Source organism: Enterovibrio calviensis DSM 14347, from assembly GCF_000621165.1.
In the GTDB taxonomy this organism is placed as follows: domain Bacteria; phylum Pseudomonadota; class Gammaproteobacteria; order Enterobacterales; family Vibrionaceae; genus Enterovibrio; species Enterovibrio calviensis.
In genome coordinates this window covers 1-21,288 of the sequence record NZ_JHZA01000007.1, presented here as the reverse complement: position 1 = coordinate 21,288, position 21,288 = coordinate 1, and the positions used below count along the sequence as shown (strand labels likewise).

Annotated in this window: 13 protein-coding genes and 1 pseudogene; 5 read left to right on the top strand and 9 right to left on the bottom strand. The window is 47.0% G+C overall.

Annotated features, from left to right (window positions below):
- Window positions 1-199 precede the first annotated feature (199 nt).
- Window positions 200-1,117, top strand: coding sequence for an agmatinase (speB, locus tag Q365_RS0104875; protein WP_028022284.1), 918 nt, complete (start codon window positions 200-202; stop codon window positions 1,115-1,117).
- A 130-nt stretch (window positions 1,118-1,247) separates the two neighbouring features.
- Here speB and Q365_RS0104870 read toward each other — a convergent pair whose 3' ends face one another.
- Window positions 1,248-2,141, bottom strand: coding sequence for an alpha/beta fold hydrolase (locus tag Q365_RS0104870; protein WP_028022283.1), 894 nt, complete (start codon window positions 2,139-2,141; stop codon window positions 1,248-1,250).
- Between the two features lie 402 nt (window positions 2,142-2,543).
- Between Q365_RS0104870 and Q365_RS0104865 the strand changes: the two genes are divergently transcribed.
- Complete coding sequence (locus Q365_RS0104865; RefSeq protein WP_028022282.1) at window positions 2,544-3,590, top strand: LacI family DNA-binding transcriptional regulator; 1,047 nt, start codon at window positions 2,544-2,546, stop codon at window positions 3,588-3,590.
- A gap of 67 nt (window positions 3,591-3,657) precedes the next feature.
- Here the strand turns inward: Q365_RS0104865 and Q365_RS0104860 are convergent, their stop codons facing one another.
- From Q365_RS0104860 to Q365_RS0104835, 6 genes are all read right to left on the bottom strand, one after another.
- Complete coding sequence (locus Q365_RS0104860) at window positions 3,658-7,113, bottom strand: hypothetical protein (protein ID WP_028022281.1); 3,456 nt, start codon at window positions 7,111-7,113, stop codon at window positions 3,658-3,660.
- A gap of 102 nt (window positions 7,114-7,215) precedes the next feature.
- The gene (locus Q365_RS0104855) at window positions 7,216-8,145 is read right to left on the bottom strand and encodes an ABC transporter ATP-binding protein (protein ID WP_211254240.1); all 930 of its coding nucleotides are present in this window, start codon (window positions 8,143-8,145) and stop codon (window positions 7,216-7,218) included.
- Between the two features lie 57 nt (window positions 8,146-8,202).
- The gene (locus Q365_RS0104850) at window positions 8,203-9,156 is read right to left on the bottom strand and encodes an ABC transporter ATP-binding protein (protein ID WP_028022279.1); all 954 of its coding nucleotides are present in this window, start codon (window positions 9,154-9,156) and stop codon (window positions 8,203-8,205) included.
- On the bottom strand, window positions 9,156-10,127 hold the full coding sequence (locus Q365_RS0104845; RefSeq protein WP_028022278.1) for an ABC transporter permease: 972 nt from the start codon (window positions 10,125-10,127) through the stop codon (window positions 9,156-9,158). Before Q365_RS0104845 ends, Q365_RS0104850 begins: the two co-directional genes overlap by 1 nt.
- 3 nt (window positions 10,128-10,130) lie before the next feature.
- A complete protein-coding gene (locus tag Q365_RS0104840; RefSeq protein ID WP_028022277.1) occupies window positions 10,131-11,111 on the bottom strand; it encodes an ABC transporter permease in 981 nt (326 codons plus the stop codon).
- A 48-nt stretch (window positions 11,112-11,159) separates the two neighbouring features.
- Window positions 11,160-12,794 carry an ABC transporter substrate-binding protein gene (locus tag Q365_RS0104835; protein WP_028022276.1) on the bottom strand — a complete coding sequence of 545 codons (1,635 nt, stop codon included), beginning with the start codon at window positions 12,792-12,794 and terminating at the stop codon, window positions 11,160-11,162.
- Window positions 12,795-14,069: 1,275 nt separating this feature from the next.
- On the opposite strand from Q365_RS0104835, the gene Q365_RS0104825 reads away from it, so the two are divergent.
- The 3 genes from Q365_RS0104825 to Q365_RS0104815 all read left to right on the top strand — a co-directional run bounded on the left by Q365_RS0104825 (window position 14,070) and on the right by Q365_RS0104815 (window position 17,248).
- Window positions 14,070-15,011, top strand: a complete 942-nt coding sequence (locus Q365_RS0104825; protein ID WP_028022275.1) for a glycosyltransferase — start codon at window positions 14,070-14,072, stop codon at window positions 15,009-15,011.
- A gap of 14 nt (window positions 15,012-15,025) precedes the next feature.
- On the top strand, window positions 15,026-15,757 hold the full coding sequence (locus tag Q365_RS25460; RefSeq protein ID WP_051563746.1) for an acyltransferase: 732 nt from the start codon (window positions 15,026-15,028) through the stop codon (window positions 15,755-15,757).
- 99 nt (window positions 15,758-15,856) lie between these two features.
- Complete coding sequence (locus Q365_RS0104815; RefSeq protein ID WP_028022274.1) at window positions 15,857-17,248, top strand: MATE family efflux transporter; 1,392 nt, start codon at window positions 15,857-15,859, stop codon at window positions 17,246-17,248.
- Window positions 17,249-17,385: 137 nt separating this feature from the next.
- Here the strand turns inward: Q365_RS0104815 and Q365_RS0104810 are convergent, their stop codons facing one another.
- Complete coding sequence (locus Q365_RS0104810) at window positions 17,386-19,404, bottom strand: alkyl/aryl-sulfatase (protein ID WP_028022273.1); 2,019 nt, start codon at window positions 19,402-19,404, stop codon at window positions 17,386-17,388.
- 474 nt (window positions 19,405-19,878) lie between these two features.
- Window positions 19,879-21,288, bottom strand: a pseudogene (locus Q365_RS27055) (hypothetical protein); the annotation flags it as partial.

Here is a 21,288-nt window from a genome sequence, read left to right as displayed (position 1 = left end):
TTTCCATTCACCCAGCAACAAGCTAGCCAGTCTCACATTTTGGGACTTGCCCTTTCAAACATTGCAGCCATTTGTCCACTGCCGCAGAAAATAGACAGAGCATTTTTTTCATCCTGCTACTTTGAAAAAGAAAGCTGCCAGCTCACTGACTCTATCTACTTGCCAACACGCAAAGACTCAAACATTTAAAGAGGTTGTTATGGAAAATGTATTTGAGAGAAAAGATGATTCCCTTTATTCCAACGCCTATTCATTTCTTCGTCTTCCGATGGTGCAAGACCCTACCGCTACAGACGCTGATGTTGTGGTGCTCGGTATGCCCTACGACATGGCGACAACGGGCCGTCCGGGAACACGATTGGGACCTGATGCTATACGACGCGCATCGGTCAATTTGGCGTGGGAAGCGTTTCGTTATCCGTGGCCATTTGATCTCAGAGATCGCTGCAATATTGTCGATGCGGGTGATCTGGTGTTTAGTTGTGGAGACAGTGAGAATTTCGTCGATATGGCGGCGTCCGCAGCAGGTCAGATATTAGCGTCAGACAAAGCTTTACTTACACTGGGGGGCGATCACTTTGTCACACTCCCCTTACTTCGCGCCCATCATACAAAGTTTGGGCTGATGGCATTGATACATTTCGACGCTCACACCGATACATACAGCCAAGGCAGTCGATACGATCATGGCACCATGTTCTATCACGCCCCCAAAGAAGGGCTCATTGACCCATCATCGTCAGTGCAAATTGGCATTCGCACCGACTATGACCGAGATAACCATGATTTCAATGTCATTTGCGCAGAAGCAGCAAACGACATGACACCTGAGGATATCGCTAACCATATCAAAGCATTAGTTGGCGCATTGCCGGTTTATGTGACCTTTGATATCGACTGTTTAGATCCCGCCTTCGCGCCAGGAACTGGCACCCCCGTTATTGGCGGCATTACGTCAGACAAAGCACTACGCATATTGCGATCTCTTCGCGGCATAAACCTAGTAGGAATGGATGTTGTTGAAGTGAGCCCGCCCTTCGACAGTGCTGATATCACCGCGTTAGCTGGGGCAACCATTGCCACCGAACTCTTGCACCTTTGGGCATCAAAGGAATAGCGGCACGTCAACGCCATATTGAGGCATCGAAGCCATAGCCAGACATCAAAGCCATCAACGAACATCCGTATGGCACTTTCGGGGAAGTTAACTTAGCGCGAGTTAACGCTTTGACTTTCGTGGCACGAAACTAGCTCGCGTCCCTATTGGGTTCTCTCATCATGCCATCCCCTAAAGAATGACTTTCAATGAAGTGAACCACATCTTTTCGGTATGACTGATAAAAGAGATTAGGCGCGTGGCCACAGCCTAAGTAGTAATTGACCGCCATATGCGGTTGGACTTCGCGCATACGCTTAACAATGTCTTTGGTGAGCACGTCAGAATGCAAGCCGTGCATGAGCATTGTTGGTTGCGCCAATTTTGCAAATTGTCGCCACAAGTTCAGCACTGGGGCATTGGCGTCGTAGCCAGCAAGAATTTCGGGATCATAATGCGTCGTGTAGCCGCCGCCATCTAAGCGTCTTATGGACGCTGAAATCATCAACTGCCACTCTTGGGAGGTATGCGGGCCAAATGGTTGATAAAGTGTCTGTAGATATTGGTTTATCTCACTGTAGCGCTGAAAAACCATGGATTCCTTTACATAGCTAACAATGCGTTTTAGCGCATCAGTTGGCACTTCAGGGCCGATATCATTGAGAACCAATGATCCTATCCGCTCACTCTCTTCCTCACTAGCGGCCAGCAGCATACCAATCAAGCCACCCATGCTGGTGCCTACCCAGTGCACACGTTCACAGCGATAGAAATCCATAATCGCCGTGGCCATTTCAAGATAATTGGCATAACTGTATTCACGTTTTGGAGAGTCAGCCCATTGAGACAGCCCGCGCCCCAAGGTGTCCGGTGCGATAACGCGGTAGCCCTTAGCCGCAAGCTCATCACCAATCGCGACGAAATCAATGCTATTGCGCGCCAAACCATGCCAACAGATCACCGTTTCCCCGCCTTCAGGGTTCCACGTTCTCACATGGATCTCTTTTCCATTAATGATTGGATACTGTTGCAACATTTCGGACATACTCATCACTCCCTATGAGTCTTAAATTATTTGACCTAATTCACAATTTCTCAACATCAAATGAAAAAAAAATTATTTTCCTCTCAAAATGCCCTCTGGCTATGACACTTTATAAAGACGTCAGTATCAAAAATGTAAACAACTTCATTTAGGTCACGTGCAAGCGCTTTCAAACTAGAAATCAGGCGTCATTCATGTCAAAAGTATCGGTTGCATACCTAAAGACGCGTAATTCAAACGGGCGAGGATGCTTTTTCTGAGGCTGTACCTTAAATGGCAATTCAAATTCAAACGCCAAAGAATGGTACTGAATCGTTATTTGGCGGTTGAACACAGGTTTTAGGGTTTGTCTCATACCACTGGCACACTGAGACGCATATAGGTACGAAAAGGAACATACTTTTGATCACCATAAAAGAGGTGGCTGAGCTCGCGAACGTTTCTCAGTCAACCGTGTCACGAGCACTCAATGGCCACGCTTCCGTCAAGGAGAAGAACCGCGTTAAGGTTTTTGAAGCCATCGAAACGCTAGGGTATCAACCCAATGCATTCGCACAAGCTCTGGCGTCCAACCGTTCACATAGCATTGGTATGCTTGTCGGCACATTTGATGGTCCCTATTTCGGTCCTCTGATGCACCATGTCGAAAAAGTAGTAAGACAACAAAACTACCATTTGATCATCACCAGCGGCCATGAGCAATATGAAGAAGAACAAGAGTCTATTCATTTCCTCAATGCGAAAAAAATTGATGGTTTGGTATTAACCTCAGACATGCTGAGTGATGCTGACATCCTGAAGATCGTCGATAAAACGCCGGCCACCATGCTGATGAACCGCTACATTCCCGAGATTTCAGATCAATGCATCTGCATGGACAACGAATGGGGTGGGTACATTGCGACCGAGTATTTGATCAAAAACGGTCACCGTCGCATTGGCTGTATTACGGGTCAGTTGAGTAAAATAGATAGCCGAGAGCGCCTTCAAGGTTATCGTAATGCACTGACAAAATATGGCATTACCTATGATCAGAATTTGGTGATTGAAGGTCGTTTTGATCATGACGGCAATGACACGGCCATTCGTCGTTTGATGGACAGAGACGATGACATCACCGCAATCTTCTGCCTCAATGACAGCATCGCCCTTGCCGCATATGGTGTTTGCCACGATCGCGGCTTGCAAGTGGGCAAAGACATTTCCATTGTTGGCTTTGATAACCATGCCTACAGCCAATACATGACACCAAGCCTCTCTACCATCAACTTCCCACTAGAAGAAATGGCCTGTGAAGCAGCCAGAGGCGTACTCAACATCCTCAATGGCAAACCGCTCACAAACGTAACAAAGCGATTGTTCCCCACACTGATGGAACGCGGTTCGGTAAATAATATCAGTACAGAAGTAAATGAGCCCGTTGACGCTTTGCGTCAAGCAAACTCATAAACGCTAAATAAACATAAAAAAACAGCCGCATTTGCGGCTGTTTTTATTTGTGTGAGAATCACACCGTTTAGCTTGCGTAAAGCACGCTTTCAGGTACATCAACCGTCACACTCTCCACGTCACCCGAACGCGTAAAGATGTGTTTGCAAATTGCAGCAGAAAGGGTCGTCCCATCAACGACGATGACCTCACCTGATGTCATTTTAACCACGATTTGCGTTTGCTGCTTATCCGTCAAGCGATACAAGAAAGGCACCTGACAGTAGGTAAACGCAAGTTCACCGGCGTTTAGTGCGAGGTTTTCCGACGTTCCATCTGGGCGAACAAAGCCGAACGTAGCAGGCTTCACGCTGAACTCATGTTTCTTCAACAGTGATGGAGCGATACGAATTGCGCCTTGTTCAACAAGCACACCCAACTCGCCAAAACGTGTGATCACTTCTTCTTTCACCTGCCCTGTCATACCAGGCTGCTGAGCGCCTGCATGTTTTGGCGTGTGGGAATAAGGGTCTGCAGGGAACGCACCGTATTCACTCGGCGTTTTATTGAAGCTAATGCCGTCACGTACACGATAGTAATGTGCTGCCAAGGCTTTAGTCTCATCGCTATCTGGCTTTTCATTGAAGCTCGCGAAGTACACTTCTTGCACAGCAAGCAACAGCTTAGACACCATGTGCCAGTAGATGCACCCAAGGCCTTCATAACCAAACATAGTGCCTGAGCGACCCGTAAACTCCTTGTGATTGAACACCGTTTCGTAAAGCGCTAATACATCGTCAAATTGGGCATCCACGATATGCGGGTATTCGCCGCGCAGTACCGTGAGCGCTTGATTCAGCGAGCCTGAGTTTTCAAAATCTGCTCGGAAGTGGAACACACCATTTTGGTCAGATTTGATAATGCGCTTATCGCCTTTTGCATGCATTTCGGACAAAAGTTCATGCTCTTTCACTGCATCTGACGAAATGCAGTTACGGTTCATAAAGGTTGGCAATTCACGATCTGGATACAACATGAATGACTTCTGATCCGCGCGATACATATCGCTGCTAAACAAGTGGTCAAGCAGAGAGACCGCCTGAGCACTGCTCAATGCCCCAGAACTCAACGCCGCCACTTGCCCTTCAAGCATCGGGTACAACGGCAATGATTCAACCGATTCATTGCTGTATTGAACCACGTTGTACGCATTGAATAGGCCGTCTTCACGAACATTCGCCAATGTACTGCTGTGCAGAAGATCTAGGCTCGTTGATAGCAATGCAGAGATATCAGAGAGATTGACATGCTCTTTGCCTGAGAAGCCATTTTGATGATAAACCTGATGACGATAGTTGCTTGCAGCTTCAACCAACTCAGTCAGCAATTTGTGTTTGGTTTGACGCGTCACAGCTTTTTTCTTCACATCACGCAATGCGCGATTCAAGATGTCAGTTGTTTCTTTAAGCCATGTTGCCACTTCAGAGGACAGGCGAATCTTCTCAGGCGCATTCTCAAAAACACCCTGCAAGAACTCAACATAACGACGCATGTAGTACAGAGTCACCATCGACAAACCATTACCAACAATGGCGTTGTTCGCATCATTCCACTCTGGGCGCTGGGTATTCAGCCACACACCGCCGTCAACAACCCAGTTGCTCAGTTTTGATAGCAACGGAACGAGCAGCTTTTCGGACAAGTTAACCAGATACACTTCACGGTCTGAATCCAATAACAATTTGCCATCGCTACCAATCATGGCTGCCAGTTTTTCAGTTTTTGTCTGAAGCTCAGTATCAAACGATACCGTGTCTTTTGGCGTATCAAACAGCGTGTGAGTATCACCAATTACATAAGGTACGTTCGCGTAGCTATAGATTTCACGCGTTAAGTTCGCCGAGAGTTGTGAAGGCTCGAAACGCTCTGACCATTCTAGGAACTTCAGCAAGTAGATGATTTGGTGATCGCCCCAATAACCAATGTTGCTCCATGGGTCGTCAGGCTCAAGAACTTCCCAATCAATGCCGTCTTTGGTGATGCGGTATGGGTTATAGCCATCCACCGTTGAAGCATTCACAAATTTAGCAATGAATGAGCGCAAGTAGCTAGGGTAGCTCAATGCGAGCGCTTCCCAGTTTTGGAAGATGTCACGCCAGTTACCTTGATAGGCCAGTAAAGGGTTGCCCTCTTTGTCCTTCACTTTGATGTCATAGTGGTTCCAAGGTCGGCTTGGATCGCCATGGCGACGACCAAATGTGAGCGGCAGATATTCGTAGCACAAGCGTACCAACTGAATGTCATCCGCCTGTTCCGCCAATTTAATCAGCTCACTTTGCGTAAAGCGCTCAGGTAACGCACTGTAGAACGCGTGATTGCGCTGATACACATATTGGTTGGTCTGCTCAGCAGTAGTCATGACGTCTTCTTTACGCAGCGTGTAGCCTTGCTCAAATACACCGCCACGCATGGCGTTAAACAACACGTTGGCATAATGGTGGTTGCTGGTTGCTTCATCGGCCGAGAACTGCCAACCATCAACAGCGCTGATTAACTCGACCAGCTCTTTACGGTTTTCTTCAATATCTTGTTCAATGTGATCCAGTAACGCTGCTTTATCAGTCAGTTGCTCACGCAGCGCCACAATATCGGCGTGATCTTTACCGGTATCCAGAACCAAAAGCCATTGGTTGGACTCGCCGCCTTTGAGTGTCACGACCTTGTGAATAAAGTAAGAACCACGAACACCACGGGTAAGTGTTTCATCGACGAGCACGTCACCGCGTTTAAATGCAGAAAGCTGCTGGCTGCACAGTAAGATTTCCGAATCATCACTATCAATGCTGAATATCGTATTGGTCAGCAAGGCTTCGGCAGGGTCTGCTCGGTCACTCAGTTTGGCATACATGCTATAGAGCGCCAGAGATGAGCCTTGCTCTCTCTCATTCCATTTATACGCGTCAACCAAGGCGCTGCGTGTTTGCAACGCTGCCATTGGCGCGCTGTTTGGCAACACGTTTTGCACGCCATCGAGTATTTCAACAACACGGTGTTCACCCGAGAAATCGGTTAACTCACTGCGACGAACAAACCCAACACTGTTGCCACTTTCCCAGCTGTACTGGAACGTTAAGCGTAAGCTTTGGTTAATTTCTTCGAAGATCACTTTGTCACCCGTAATGTTCTTATAGAGATTACGGCTAACGGAGAATTTTCCATCGTGTTGCGGATTGAACGGTTCCCATGTCACTACGTCACCGCCGTCGTCTTCGAGGCGTATGAACGTTTTAGGGCCGGTGTTATCCGCACTCTCATGAATTAAATCGACCGAACGGTACGGGAAAATCGCATTTTCTGGATTACCACGTCCGGCGGACAGACTGCCTGTTGATGATGCAAATAGCCAATGATCATTGGCCGAGACTACGCTCATGAAAAACGCAGGCATGTGATCAACATTCTCGATGCGATAGAAGCGCTCGCCCTTACTATCTACGAATTGCCCTTTCACGGGCGCAGTTGTCAACTTAAAACACTTGTCCATATTTCTTGGTTCCTACAAAAAGAAAGCGCTTTCTTTTCTAGTCAAATAATATCCCGATGCAGACGTCAATCTCCCATCGGGACATGTCTAGTTTAAAGCGATTTAGAGGTGGTGACACCTAACATAATGTCCAGGACGAACAACCGTCGCCTCTGGCATGGATTGCGTACATGCTTCAGTTGCTATTGGGCAACGTGAAGCAAACGGACAACCGACACTGCTAGGCTTCCATAACGGAATATCACCTTTTTTAACCGACAAATCGCGACGCCCCGCTTTACCCACTTCCGGCACTGCTGAAAGCAGTAGCTTTGAGTAAGGATGTTGCGGGTTTTGAGTCACGCTGTCACTTTCACCCCATTCCACCATATGACCCACATACATAACTGCGGTCTTCTCGGCAAAATAGCGCGCTGTTGCAATATCGTGTGTGATATACATGAAGGCGATCCCATGTTTCTCTTTGAGATCGGCCATCAAATTCAAAATGCCAAGGCGCACAGAGACGTCCAGCATTGAAATCGGTTCATCTGCCAAAATCACTTCAGGATCGACAGCGATTGCACGCGCAATGGCAACACGTTGGCGCTGCCCTCCACTCAGCTCGTGCGGAAATTTTTGCGCCGTTTCGACGGCTGGCGTTAAGCCCACAAGCTCTAGCAGGGCATAGACTTTTTCTGCCAAGTTTTGCTTGTTCGCACGCTTATGAATCAATAACGGGCGAGCAATATGGTGATAGATATTGTGTACCGGATTCAGCGAACTGAACGGGTCTTGGAATATCATTTGCACCTGTCGCGCATATTCCAGCTCGCCATGTTCAGACACATAGTCAGCCAGTGATTTACCTTTGAAGGTAATGCTGCCGCCCGTTTCTTTATAAATACGGCTGAGAATACGCGCGCCCGTGCTCTTACCCGACCCCGACTCGCCTACTATGGCAAGGGCTTCGCCTTTGTTGAGGTCAAAGGACACATCGTTAACGGCGCGCATTAGATTGGACTTTGAATGCCCAATGCGAAAATCCATCATCAAGTTTTTGATAGAGAGAATCGGCTCATTAATATCAATCACTATGCTTAAGCCTCCCTATACCAAATGACACGAAACATGATGCTCAGGCGCAATCGTTTTTAGCACGGGTTCATCTTCGGTACATGGCGCAAAGCAATGGCTGCAGCGTGCTTGGAAATTGCAGCCTTGCGGAATTTGAAGCAAATTCACAGGGTTTCCCGGAATGCCATACAGGCGCTCTTTTGGTCCATGAATCGTCGGGAAAGAGGAAATTAACCCCTGCGTGTAGGGGTGCTGCGGCTCTTTAAACACGGTTTTGGCATCGCCCAACTCAATCATGTTGCCCGCGTACATCACGCCGATACGATCGGCAATTTCACCCATCAAGCTCAAATCATGGCTAATGAACAGGATTGAAAATCCAAATTTGGCTTTAAGATCATAAAGCTCATTCAAGATTTCTCTCTCGACCACCACATCCAACGCCGTCGTTGGCTCATCCATGATGATCAGTTTTGGCTCCAGCGCGAGTGCAACCGCAATCACCACACGTTGACGCATGCCACCGCTCAACTGATGCGGAAACGCCGACAAGCGATCAGGGTGAATACCCACGGTTTGCAGCAATTCAGCGGCTTTTTCATAAGCCTGTTTAGGAGTGACCTTCTTGTGAGCCAGCATCACGTCGGTCAATTGCTCACCAATGGTGATAACAGGATTCAGCGAGTTCATCGCACTTTGAAACACCACAGACACTTCATTCCAACGGAATTCACGCAGTGCTTTATCGCTCATCTTCAACACGTCTTGACCTTTGTAGAGGATTTCCCCTTCAGAGATCAGCGCTGGCGCTTTATGTAGACGTGAAATGGCAAAGGCCAACGTGCTTTTCCCGCACCCTGACTCACCCGCGATACCCAGTGTTTCGCCTTCCGCAATCGAAATGCTTACATTGTTGACGGCTCTCGCGATGCCGTTCGGTGATACGTAGTCGACACAGAGGTTATTGATTTCTAATAATTTTGACATTACAAACCCCTCTTCTTGTCGGCGATTTTTTTCAATTTATGCCACAGCTTCATGTGAGGACCCGTTTTCAGTTTCGGATTGCTCACCTGATCAATAGACATATTGATTAGCGCTAGCCCACCGCCAGTGATGGCCAGTGCCAATGCAGGCACCATCATTTCCCACCACGCGCCGGTATATAGCGCCGAGGACGTCTGCGCCCAATAGAGCATGGAACCCCAGCTCACTTCGGTTGCGTCGCCCAAGCCTAAAATACCCAACCCTGCCTCGGAGCCCATCGCATAAATGACAGCACCCAAGAAGCCGCCAAACACAATGGAGACAAGGTTAGGCAAAATCTCGACCATTATAATTCGGAACTTGGACTCACCCATTACCTCGGCGGCAAGGATGAATTCTTTGTTACGAATCGCCATGGTTTGCGCACGAATAACGCGCGCCCCCCACGGCCAGGAGGTCAACCCCAGTAAAATCGTTATCACCACAGACCCCACCTGCCCCAAAAAGGCAGCGAGCACAATGAGCAAGGGGAGCTGCGGAAACACCAAGAAAACGTTAGTCAGAAAATTGAGTCGCTCATCAATCTTGCCGCCAAAATACCCCGCGGATACGCCCACACCGACAGCGATGCTCATCGCAATCAAGCCAGCAAACAGAGATACGGTCAGCGTTTTTCGCCCGCCATGTAACACTTGGCTGTATACGTCACGCCCACTTCGCGTTGTGCCCATCACGTATTTTGCACTTGGCTCTTGGTGCGGCCTCGCAACACGTTTCTCTGGTGAATATGGCGCTAACACATTGGCAAAAATCGCCCCCACCAACACAATAGAGAGCAACAGTGTCCCAATAATCGCAGGCGGATTACCGTAGAAAAACGTATAGATAGAACCAAAAACTCGCTTCAGCTTTGGCAAACCACCATTAGGGGTTTTCGCTTGGTTTTGGCCGACGTCGACAGTTTTATCCATCACTCAACCCTCACTCGCAATGCGTGGATCAAGCCAGACATATAACAAGTCAGCCACGAAATTCGCCAACAAGACGGCGGTCACTAAAATCAACAGAATGGCCTGAATGAGCGGATAGTCACGCGCCACAATGCCTTTCAATAGAATGTTGCCAAGCCCCTGATAGTTGAACACCACTTCGGTCATGATTGATCCAGCGAACGAAAAACCAATCGCCATCGCAATCGCGGTAGCAACGGGCAAAATCGCATTGCGGCCTGCATAGCGACTCATGACACGATAACTGCTCAACCCTTTGGCTTCCGCCATGGTCACGTAATCTTCGCCCAAGACGTTGATCATGGCGTTACGCATGTTGAATACCCATGAGGCGATGCCCACCAAAACCATAGAACCAACAGGCAAGATTGCATGTTCAAGCACACTGCCAATGAATTCGAACGTAAAGCCCGGATCCAATGAAGGGTCGTAGGTATACGCAAGGGGCAACATGTCTAACTTCAGGCCAAAAATGTAGAACAGGAACAGTGCTGTCACGACATACGGGAAGTTACTGATAAACGCCAATACAGGCGGTACAACTTGGCCGAACAACCCGGTACGGCGATAAGACGCATACGTGCCGATGCTCACGCCAATGATCAACGAAACAATCAACGAGCCTAGCGCCAGAAACAGTGTCCACGGCAGCGCATTGGCTATCACGTCGGATACACTCACGGGAAACATCAAAACCGATGGCCCGAGGTCGAGCGTGAATACGCTCTTTATGTACGCCAAATATTGCTCGAAGATATTGCCATCAAGGAAGCCGTACATTTCACGTACTGCATCCATTTGAGCAGGGTCCATCCTTCCTTGCGACGCCGCAAACAGTGCTTCTACCGGATCACCGGGCATCATACGTGGCAACATAAAGTTGAACGTAATCGCTATCAAAAAGGCGGAAAAATAAAACATAAACCGCCGCAACAGGAATGGCATCGCAGTGCTCCTTGCTCGTCTTCTATTTAAAGAGGATTGGCAGTTTCGTTATTTAAGGTGCAAATTATTCAAAATAATCACTCGCTTCCCACCGTCATACCAAACAGGCTGTACATACGGATTTTCTTTGGTTGGCCAGCCGTCTACCTTTTTGGTGCTGTACTGGAACCACGTCGGGTTTGAGAACAATGGAATAAACGGAAGTTGCTCAGCGGTGAAGGTTTGCAACTTATCAAGAATGGCTTTTTGCTCTTCCGGTGAACCTGTCTGGCCGAAGCTATCAATCAGCGCATCAATTTTTGGGTCATTCACACCGTGACCCGCATGCCAGCCCTTACCGACACGGGATGTGGAAAAATACTCTTGATAAGCAATAATCGGATTGGTCGCGACCATCGACCAGTTAATCGCCACATCGTAGTTACTTTCTTTAAGGTTTTTGTCGTAAACCGCCCAGTCGACAGTTTTCACTTCTGACTCAATACCAATTTCGTCATAGAACTCGGTGACCATCTGCACTACCTGGATCCAGTCTGTCCAACCATTAACGACTTCAATATTGAATGAAAGCTTTGAACCGTCCGCTTTTTCACGGTATCCATCGCCATCCACATCTTTTAGACCCGCTTCATCCAGCAAGGCTTTTGCTTGGTCTGGATTAAATTCTGTCAAATGACGGAATTTTTTAGTGATGTCTTTATTGATGTTGGTTTCATAAAGCTCGCCGATACCGCCCGCGTTAAAGTTGGCAGTGGGGTAACCATAAGCAGCGATATCGACAATCAGGTCGCGATCAAGCGCCATTGATAACGCCTGACGCACACGAATGTCGTCAAATGGCGCTTTCTTAGTATTTAAGTAAAGGTGAATAGCGTCATTCGCTGGGTACCAGAAATGGTTATTCTCTTTGTCACGCGCTACGAATGTTGATTCGATGTCTGCGATAAAATTTGAACCCCAGTCCAATTCACCTTTCATTAGAGCAGGCTGGATCTGGGAGTTGTCGTTATAAGAGCGAAAACTCACACAATCCAAATAAGGGCGGCCTTCAAGGTAATAATGCGGGTTACGGCAAAGCTCCATTTGCTGAGACTTAAGGAACTTCACGGTGGTCATTGGGCCACTACCCACTGGCTCTGGGTTGGTGAAAGTGGTGAGGTTTTCAACGCCTGACCATTTGTGCTCAGGCACAATGTGATATTTTTCTAGATTCCACATAAACGTAGAGTCTGGGTCAGCCAGCGTGAACACCACAGTGCGCGGATCAGTCGCTTCTACAGATTGAAGGTTCCCTCCTGACCAGATGCCTTTCAAATCGAACGCTGGGAATTTTTGTGTCAGCACAAAGCTAAATACCACATCACTCGCATCCAACGGCTCGCCATCAGACCATGCCAATCCTTCGCGGAGCTTCAGCGTGATAACTTTCAAATCATCTGAATACGTTGCTGATTCGGCCAAACGGAAGTTCGTCTCTCCCGTCATATTGTTGAACACCATGAGAGGTTCAAACATGGTGCCGTGGAAAACATCTTTGGACGTGTAAGGGTTAAAATTTTCGACAAAACCCGTGGTAATGATAGGCACATTGAGCGTTCCGCCCTGCTTAACATCAGACGCATGCACGCCAGCACTAAGCAGCGCGCCACAAACCAGAGAAGCGAGTAGTGTCTTATTTTGCATCTTACCGTCCTTTGTTTTTATTAACGCTCAACCTGCTGACTTTGCTATTTAAAGCACACGTTACAGGTTCAAATGTGTCTTTCTTTTTTAGAGTGTAGCCAACCCAAAAACAGCTGCATGATGCAATAAAACAAAAAGAAAGCGCTTTCTTGATGCTTGATATTAGAAAATTGCTCGCTATCAACAAGCCGAGTTTTACCTTTTTGTAACATTGATCACAAATGTGCTTGAACTGAATCGCAGCCGTTATCGACAATGAGACAAATTACATACTTGCAGCGCGATATGTGGCTCGAATAACAGATTATTATGGATGGATAGCGAGATTGGAGCCTCACGAGGGATCAGCATTGTGCTCGTCATTCTCCGCGGCGTTAACAGACAAGCCAACACGCTGAGAGCCCCTACGAGCATCTATACCCAAGTAACTTGAAGATGCTCGATTTCAGAGGCAATCAGAGTGTTCAATTCAAGGCAAATTCTTGTACGAATAGTCATTCTATTTTACAGGGATTTAACGATGAAGTGGACGCTCTGAGGGCCTCCCTTCGGGCGAGTTTACTGACGCCATGCTCGGTGTTGTCCCTTTTTGATGGAGCTCACTCCATCGGCAAAGTGACGCCTTGATCATAACGTCAGTCAAGCTCGCTGAATCCTGCATCTTCAGGTTGCTTGGGTATATACACGTTTTTCTTTCATTTTGATGTTAAGTACGCTTGCTAAGGAACACGTTAATCATGAGATGAGCAATATTCAATGAAGCCTGTATCTTCAGGTTATGTGGGTACAGCATTCACTTTCATCATTGCAAGACAACCTATCGCATTGCTAATTCATTAGGCACTTTAATCCATTCACTGCATACGCACTCGTCAATACCTTAACAAAACAACTAACAAATATATTCACATCTAACATGGAAGCATTTATTACATTCACCGATAACATTTATACGAGATAAATATGGTTAGAAATCGATTGCATTTCTCGTATTTAAATTTAATGAAAAACGCATCGTTTACTATTTGACCAATTAAAAGCATTTAGTGCCCTAATTATCAATTACACCAAAAATACATAAATAGTGAGATTCTAGTCGCAAAATAACAACAAGACCAAAAACCTAGGCACACATGCAAGTTATTGTTTATAAAGAAGATAAATATCTTTTTACACTCAATTCAAACCAAATTCTTAAAAATGTGACATTGAACAAACTTCGAGTCCTACGTAACATTCCCTACCAGTTGAGCATTTAAACATAGGGTTCTAAGCATGATCGAAATAAGCATTGTCATTCCAACATACAACCGTTCTAAATTACTTTCGCACACATTAACTTCTTTAATCGCACAAACACTTCCGTCTGAGTCTTTTGAAGTAATAGTGATTGATGATGGCGGTTCCGATGATTCCGAGATCGTTGCAAAGTCCTTTTCAGATCGTTTAAACATCAAGTATTTCTGGCAGGAAGATAAAGGATTTAGAGCGGGTAAAGCACGAAATGTTGGCACGGCTATCGCTGAAGGCAAATATGTTGTTTACCTAGATACAGGCGTCCTTCTCGCTTCGGGAACTCTCGAAGAGCATTTGTTCCGCCATAAAGTCTCAACACACCCTATTTCAATTGTTGGATACGTCTACGGCTTTGACCTTGACGAAGAAGGCGTCAAGAAGATGGAATCTGTTATTAGCCCTAACAATGTCGACGCGATTCTCTCTGAGCTAGACCAGCAAGGCGCTTACGATATTCGTCAGTCGCAATACGACGAACTGGGCACCAATATCTGTGACTGGCCAGCGCCATTTGATCTTTTTTGGACATGCCACGTCTCTGCCGAACGTGAGCAACTCATCAAAGCGGGGATGTTTGACGAGCGCTTTAACAGCTGGGGAGGAGAGGATGTCGATTTAGGCGTTCGCTTGTTTCTAAACAATAATATGTTCATCGTAGACAAATCGATGGCTTCATTCCACTGGCCTCACCCAAAAGAAGTGAATGACACCGGCGAAAGTTCAAAGAGCGCCGCACAGCTGATTCATGATAAATACAACATTTGGCAAACCAGCTACTACAACCTAGACCATGAAATTAATGATTTACCGTTGAACAAACTGATTAAGGTATTGAAAGAAAGCCCCAACCACCCAATGGCTGACAGCTCTCTCTATTTGAGTCGCCCAAAAAAACCGACCCATTTAGCACCAGCAGAATAATTGGGGATCATTTAATGCCTTGTGTTTACGAAAACATTTTTCCCGTTGCTGCTGGAAACACATTTGATGACGTCAAAGATCAGTACCGCGACCAAATCAATGTGCAAGACGATACTCATATCATTGGCGCACCACACTTTGCGTTTACTTTGGTGCGCGATTCAGACAATTACCAACGTGATGCGCAGTATTCACTGATTCAACAAGAAGACTTTAACAACAGCATCACCATTGGCCGTGGCACTGTCTTATATTCTGAAGACAACTTAGCATTCGAAAACCGTCCAGTGAGATTGACTGCAATCAAAGTGAACAACCAACAGGCAGGCAAGATATCCATTGGCAACGGTTGTGTGATGCAGGGAACCGTGATTGTTGCCTACGAACACGTAGACATTGGTGATTTAGTGTTGTTTGGCCCTAGCGTGACCATTATGGATAGCAGCGGACACCCTGTTACCCAACGCTGGCAAGACGATGATGCCGCACGCACTCGCTCTGCGAAAGTCACGATAAAAGACAATGCCTGGATTGGCATGGGCGTCACCATTCTAAAAGGCGTCACCATTGGTGAAAATGCCGTTGTCGGTGCGAACAGTGTGGTTTATCAAGATGTGCCAGACAACTGCATTGCGATGGGCAACCCTGCAAGAATCGTCAAGCAACTTGATGAAAACCGACCTCGCGAAGAATCGATGCAACAGTTAGAACAACAATTAGAGCCAGAACTCGACATCGCTTCTTAATTCACGAGGCAGACCCTTCGCGCTATCACAATGAAGCGTTTACCCTTCGATGCCTTCGAAGGGTCTGCCCGCTCCCACCTTGTAAACATGGACGACACCATGGCATTTCTGACACGTTATTTCTCTCGCCTGAGCCAATATAAAACGCTGCTGGCGCTGGCTGTACCCGTCGCACTTCAAACGGCAATATTTTCCAGCAAAAGTACCGTCGACATGCTGATGCTTGGCACCCTCAGTGAATTGGACATTGCTGCCATCGGTTTGGCTGCCAAAGCGCAAATGATCATCAGTTTCTTCATCATCGGGCTGAGTATCGGCGGTGGCCAAATTGCCGCTCAGTGTTTTGGAATTAAATCTAAAGACGGAGAAAGAAAGCTCCACAATACTGTTTTCATCACCTTGATTTTAAGTGTGGTAGTCTCTCTTTTCTTCTTTCTTATCCTCTTCTTTGCGCCCAATTTACTGATGGCGCTCGGCACTCAATCTGCTGATATCATCAGTAAAGGCAGCGATTATCTGCAAATCATTGCCTTAAGCTTGTTTTGTTTTGCTTATGCTTCGAGCATTGCTTGCGGACTGAGGGCCATGCATCAGCCCGGCATTGCTACCAAAGTCAGTTTCATCGGGGTGACGCTAAACCTCGGCTTGAACTGGGTGTTCATTTTCGGCCATTTGGGCATGCCCGCAATGGGCATTAAAGGCGCAGCATTGGGTACATTACTCAGTGCCCTGATTGAATGCGTGATTCTCTATTTCTATCTCAAATCCAAAAACCATCTCCTCACGCACTTCCCTGCTTCACTGTTAAAGCAACTTACGTGGCGCGATTTCAAACTTGTCACCAAGCTGTCTGCAACAGCCGCGATAAACAGTGTGGTTTGGGCGGCTGGCCTGTTCGCCTTCCATGCTATTTTGGGGTATAGCGACCCTAACCTACTCGTGGCACTTTCGGTGTTGGCTCCTATTGAAGCATTGGCCATGTCTCTGCTCATTGGCTTAGCCACTGCAGGTTCCGTCTTGGTGGGCAATATAGTGGGCGCCAATCAACATGAAAAACTGCCGACAGCCATTCGACAACATCTCGTGTTGAGTGTCGGTGTTGGCGTGATCAGTGCTGCGCTATTAATGGCACTCAAATCGCTCGTGCTATCGATGTTTTTCCACAATGATCTGCCGTCCGCTGCCGAACAACTGACGACAGGGCTGTACGACATCATGGCGGCTTCGCTGATCGTTAAGAGCCTATCAATGATGTTGATTGTCGGCATACTCCGCGCCGGTGGTGACGCGCGTTTTTGCTTAATCACGGACGTGCTTGCACAGTGGGTTTTCCTCTTGCCTTGCGCTTATTGGCTAACGCACGTTCTTCACGTCGATCCTATCTATCTGTTTGGGCTTGTGTTGCTTGAAGAAGGGATCAAAGTGTTGATTTGTTTCTGGCGACTAAACAGTAACCGTTGGGTAAGGAACTTAGCTGAAAGCATGAACTAAGGCACCAAAGGATCTTTGCTCAAACGCAATACATAACCTTTTTCAGTGACCCGCTTTGAATGCAAACAAAAGCGTTCACTACTAACAAAAATCCCTCAGCCTTGGCTGAGGGATTTTGCTATCACTATGCTATTCGTTTACTTTTGTGGCATTGGAAGAATTTCAAACATGCCATCAAACTCGTCCAAACATCCTGCCAGTGATTGAATGAGGCCTGCGTCTCCTTTCAGTGTCGCTTTGCCCTCTTTCACCAATGTATCTAAGGTTGTTTTACCCAATACAATTTTGGTGAAATCATCTTTGCTGACAGACAAGGCGACATCTGTTTTTGGTAAAGATTCGACCTGAATGTTCGCCATGTTTGCGTTAGACACTTCACCGTAGTAATGCTCTTCTAGCTCAGGGTGCGACACAGCAAAACGGAAGTCCAAATCAGCCAGTTCTGCTTTTTCTGCGTTGAGTTTCACCGCGACAAAATCGAGGAACATGCCAGTTGGTGTGTTTGCAATCACGTCAGCCGACGCCAATTTCACTGATGGCTGAATCTCACCAGTACGCAGTTCCACTGCCCCTTGTAGATAAGAGTTTCGCCATGCCATGGTTTCCGACTGGTAGCCTTGCTGTTCAAAGCTGTCTGCCAATGCAAAGCGATAGTCAATATTGCTCGGGTCGCATTGAACCAAATCATTGAAGAGTTGCGATGCTTCTTGATATTGCCCTTTCACAAGGTGCGCTTTGCCCGCTTGGTAGAGAGCATCAGCGCCCGCAGCCTCCACGTATACGCACGACTTTTCAGTGGTTTGCAGTGGATTAGTATTCACCGGATTCATGTCATGATAACCAAGATAAAGGTTCACTACTGCTCTGGCATTGTGGCTGTAGGAACCATGGTAACCGTTGGTGTGCCACGTGTCTTTTTGTGCTTGCGGCACAATTTTTTCGATCTCACGACCCACATCGTGAATGGTGACGCCGTGGTTGGCTAAACGCATAGATTGGTTATGAATGAAGCCATAGTTGTCTCTTTGCAGAGCCATGTACTCCGAGATTTCATTCACATTTGTGTCAGCATCATTCCACACAGGTGCCGAGTGCGCAGCGTGAATGTTGTCCACCAAACCACTATCGACAAACCGCAGCTTCAATTCCGTCAGATATTTAGTCCACACCAAGGCATCACGCACCTTGGCACCGCGGAAGGTATAGATGTTATGCATGCCATCATATGTTAGCTCTGCAGTATTCAATGAACGATACTCGGGCACATAAAGCACAATCTCGGCAGGTGCTTCTGCACCAGGCATATTGATCGCGTGGAATGTTAGCCCATCAATGGTGATTTCTTTTTCACGCGGTTGAATTTCTTGTGTCGGCGCAACCAAAGTCACTTCTCCACGCGACGTGCCCAAGCCAAGTGCATTATCAACAATACCCTGCGGGTTGTTATCTAACGTTGTGCCATATTGATAGTTTGCACGACGGCCCATGGCGGTTCCCGCTATCACATTTTCATCAGCAAGCTCTTTAATAAAATCTTTCGGCGCATATATCTGTGCGTTCTCTACCATGTCTCCTGAATCAAGAATGCCACGTGATCCGCCAAAGTGGTCAGCATGCATGTGCGAATAGATCATGCCTGTGATTTTGTGTTCGCCGTTTATTTTAGGCAGGTGCTCTTTGGCAAATTCCCACGAAGCGGCAGCGGCTTCTCGCGACAACAAAGGATCGTGAATCACATACCCATTATCGGTTCGATAAATAGTCATATTCGACAAGTCTGCCCCACGAATTTGATACACACCGTCAGTCACTTCATATAGACCACCCGCCGTGTAATTAAGCATGCCTTGACGCCAAATCGATGGGTTCACTGTGTCTGGCAACTCGTTAAGGTTCATGGTGTTCATGTAATCAAAACGCTGCTTTAACTCTCCGGCTTGGTGAGCACCAAATTCTGCAACCAAACCACGCTGTGTACGATCAAAAGCAGAAGTGTCTTGCCAAGGCAGTTGCTTCGCGAGTTCTGCATTGGTTTGTTTTGTTTGCTCTGTAGCAGGCTTTCCTTGGTACGCTTCTAAACTGGCGTAATCTGCTGAAGCGCCGAAGGAAACCATAAGTGCTAGTGCTAGGGTAGAAGGTGCAAAACGCGTATTCATAGACTGTCTCTCTCAGTTGTTTTTTGCTATGAACACAATTTAAGGCAATCACTCATCGCGAAACATGCATGGAAGTTTAGTCAATGCATAGCTGATGGTTATGTGTGGTTTATGAAGAAGAGGAAGAATAAATATCCGATGTGATAATCTGAGCGGTGGTAATGCAAAAGTAGATGGCGAGTTTTTACTGCACTAAATGTCGTTGAAAAAAATGCAGGTATCAGTAAGACTAACAGCAGGATAACTTGCTTGTGGTGGCCATTATTCCCTCGAGTGCCTTTACCCAACTGTTACCTAAACTAACCCAGAAAACTTACCTTTTTACAAATAGGTCGATGATACATCTTTAGGAACATGGTTTCTCATCCATTTGATGGCTCACTTTAATCATTCAAGTATCACAACAAAAAAAAGGGAGCCTTTCGGCTCCCTTTCATCATTTCAAAAACTCAGTGGTTTTGATAAATCATCACATTAATTTGCATTAAACGTGATGTTGTCAAAATACATGGTTGTGTCAGCATCTCGCATTGTATTTCCATCAACAAAGTCAGGGAATACAACAACTTCAGTAATTACACCATCATATTCCGCAAGACGTGACGTGAAATCGAATGTTAACTCTTCCCACTCTCCGACAGTAGTATTCTCAGCGAGAATTTCAATACCAAATTGGCTTGCTGTCGCCAGCTTCAGTCGAACGGTACTGATTTTGTCTTTATAAACCATCATTTTAACAACGCTGTTGCTGCTGTCTAAAGTGAAGGTCTGAACTGACGTAGTAATAGTACCAGCCCACGGAGCGCCATCAGCGCGTGCGATGATTTTAGCAACGGTCGCTGAGTCATTTACACCTGAGGTGTCTGGGTTAGCAACAAATTCAAGCGGTGTTGAGCTTTCGCCATTCTCGAATACTTCCCAAGAGAGTGTATTAGTCTCAAAATCAATACCATCAGCGGCTGTGGTTGTACCACCAGTGTCACCGCCGTCAGTACCGCCATCCGTGCCACTATCCGCTCCAGTTGGAGATACAATCACATTGTCTACAACATACTCGGAGCCGATCCCTGTATTCCACGCTGGGAATACCATGATGAGGTCGATTGCAGTAAGGTCTAGCCCATCGTTAGATAGGTCACTCAGGTTAAACGTATATCGCTTCCATGTGTTCAACTCTGGGATTGTACCTAAGCTCAATTCTACGAACTGGTCACCACCATTTGACTCAACTTTAAACACCCAATCAGTCGCTGGTGTATCACCTGCAGCAAGTAGCTTGATGTCGAACGAGATCACACCTTCAACCATCCATGCATTCACATTGATAGGCTGAGGATCCGTCGCAACACCTTCGCGTGAGCTGAAGCCATTCACTGTTGCGCCAGTGACTTCGAAAGACGTCACTGCCCCATACTCGGCATCGGTATCAGTAATAACTGGTGGCGTGGTTCCACCACAACAATCCCATGCTACCCATTGAGGGTTAGCTGCATCGTTGAAGATAACGATTGGCGTGCTGCCGGAGCCGCCGTCTGTTCCACCATCGGTGCCGCCGTCAGTGCCGCCGTCAGTGCCGCCGTCAGTGCCACCATCGGTGCCGCCGTCAGTGCCGCCGTCAGTGCCGCCGTCAGTTCCACCATCAGTGCCGCCGTCAGTTCCACCATCAGTGCCGCCGTCAGTTCCACCATCAGTGCCGCCGTCAGTGCCACCATCAGTGCCACCATCAGTGCCGCCGTCAGTGCCTTCTGGATTGAAGGTGATGTTATCAAAATACATGGTTGTATCAGCACTACGCGTCGTATTTCCATCCACAAAGTCTGGGAATACAACAACCTCGGTGACCACTCCGTCATATTCGGCAAGACGTGACGTGAAATCGAACGT

What these genes read in the sequence shown, in the direction of transcription:
- speB (WP_028022284.1), top strand. Translation starts at nt 200, where the DNA reads ATGGAAAATGTATTTGAGAGAAAAGATGATTCCCTTTATTCCAACGCC.
- Q365_RS0104870 (WP_028022283.1), bottom strand. Translation starts at nt 2,141, where the DNA reads ATGTCCGAAATGTTGCAACAGTATCCAATCATTAATGGAAAAGAGATC.
- Q365_RS0104860 (WP_028022281.1), bottom strand. Translation starts at nt 7,113, where the DNA reads ATGGACAAGTGTTTTAAGTTGACAACTGCGCCCGTGAAAGGGCAATTC.
- Q365_RS0104855 (WP_211254240.1), bottom strand. Translation starts at nt 8,145, where the DNA reads ATGATGGATTTTCGCATTGGGCATTCAAAGTCCAATCTAATGCGCGCC.
- Q365_RS0104850 (WP_028022279.1), bottom strand. Translation starts at nt 9,156, where the DNA reads ATGTCAAAATTATTAGAAATCAATAACCTCTGTGTCGACTACGTATCA.
- Q365_RS0104845 (WP_028022278.1), bottom strand. Translation starts at nt 10,127, where the DNA reads ATGGATAAAACTGTCGACGTCGGCCAAAACCAAGCGAAAACCCCTAAT.
- Q365_RS0104840 (WP_028022277.1), bottom strand. Translation starts at nt 11,111, where the DNA reads ATGCCATTCCTGTTGCGGCGGTTTATGTTTTATTTTTCCGCCTTTTTG.
- Q365_RS0104835 (WP_028022276.1), bottom strand. Translation starts at nt 12,794, where the DNA reads ATGCAAAATAAGACACTACTCGCTTCTCTGGTTTGTGGCGCGCTGCTT.
- Q365_RS0104825 (WP_028022275.1), top strand. Translation starts at nt 14,070, where the DNA reads ATGATCGAAATAAGCATTGTCATTCCAACATACAACCGTTCTAAATTA.
- Q365_RS25460 (WP_051563746.1), top strand. Translation starts at nt 15,026, where the DNA reads ATGCCTTGTGTTTACGAAAACATTTTTCCCGTTGCTGCTGGAAACACA.
- Q365_RS0104815 (WP_028022274.1), top strand. Translation starts at nt 15,857, where the DNA reads ATGGCATTTCTGACACGTTATTTCTCTCGCCTGAGCCAATATAAAACG.
- Q365_RS0104810 (WP_028022273.1), bottom strand. Translation starts at nt 19,404, where the DNA reads ATGAATACGCGTTTTGCACCTTCTACCCTAGCACTAGCACTTATGGTT.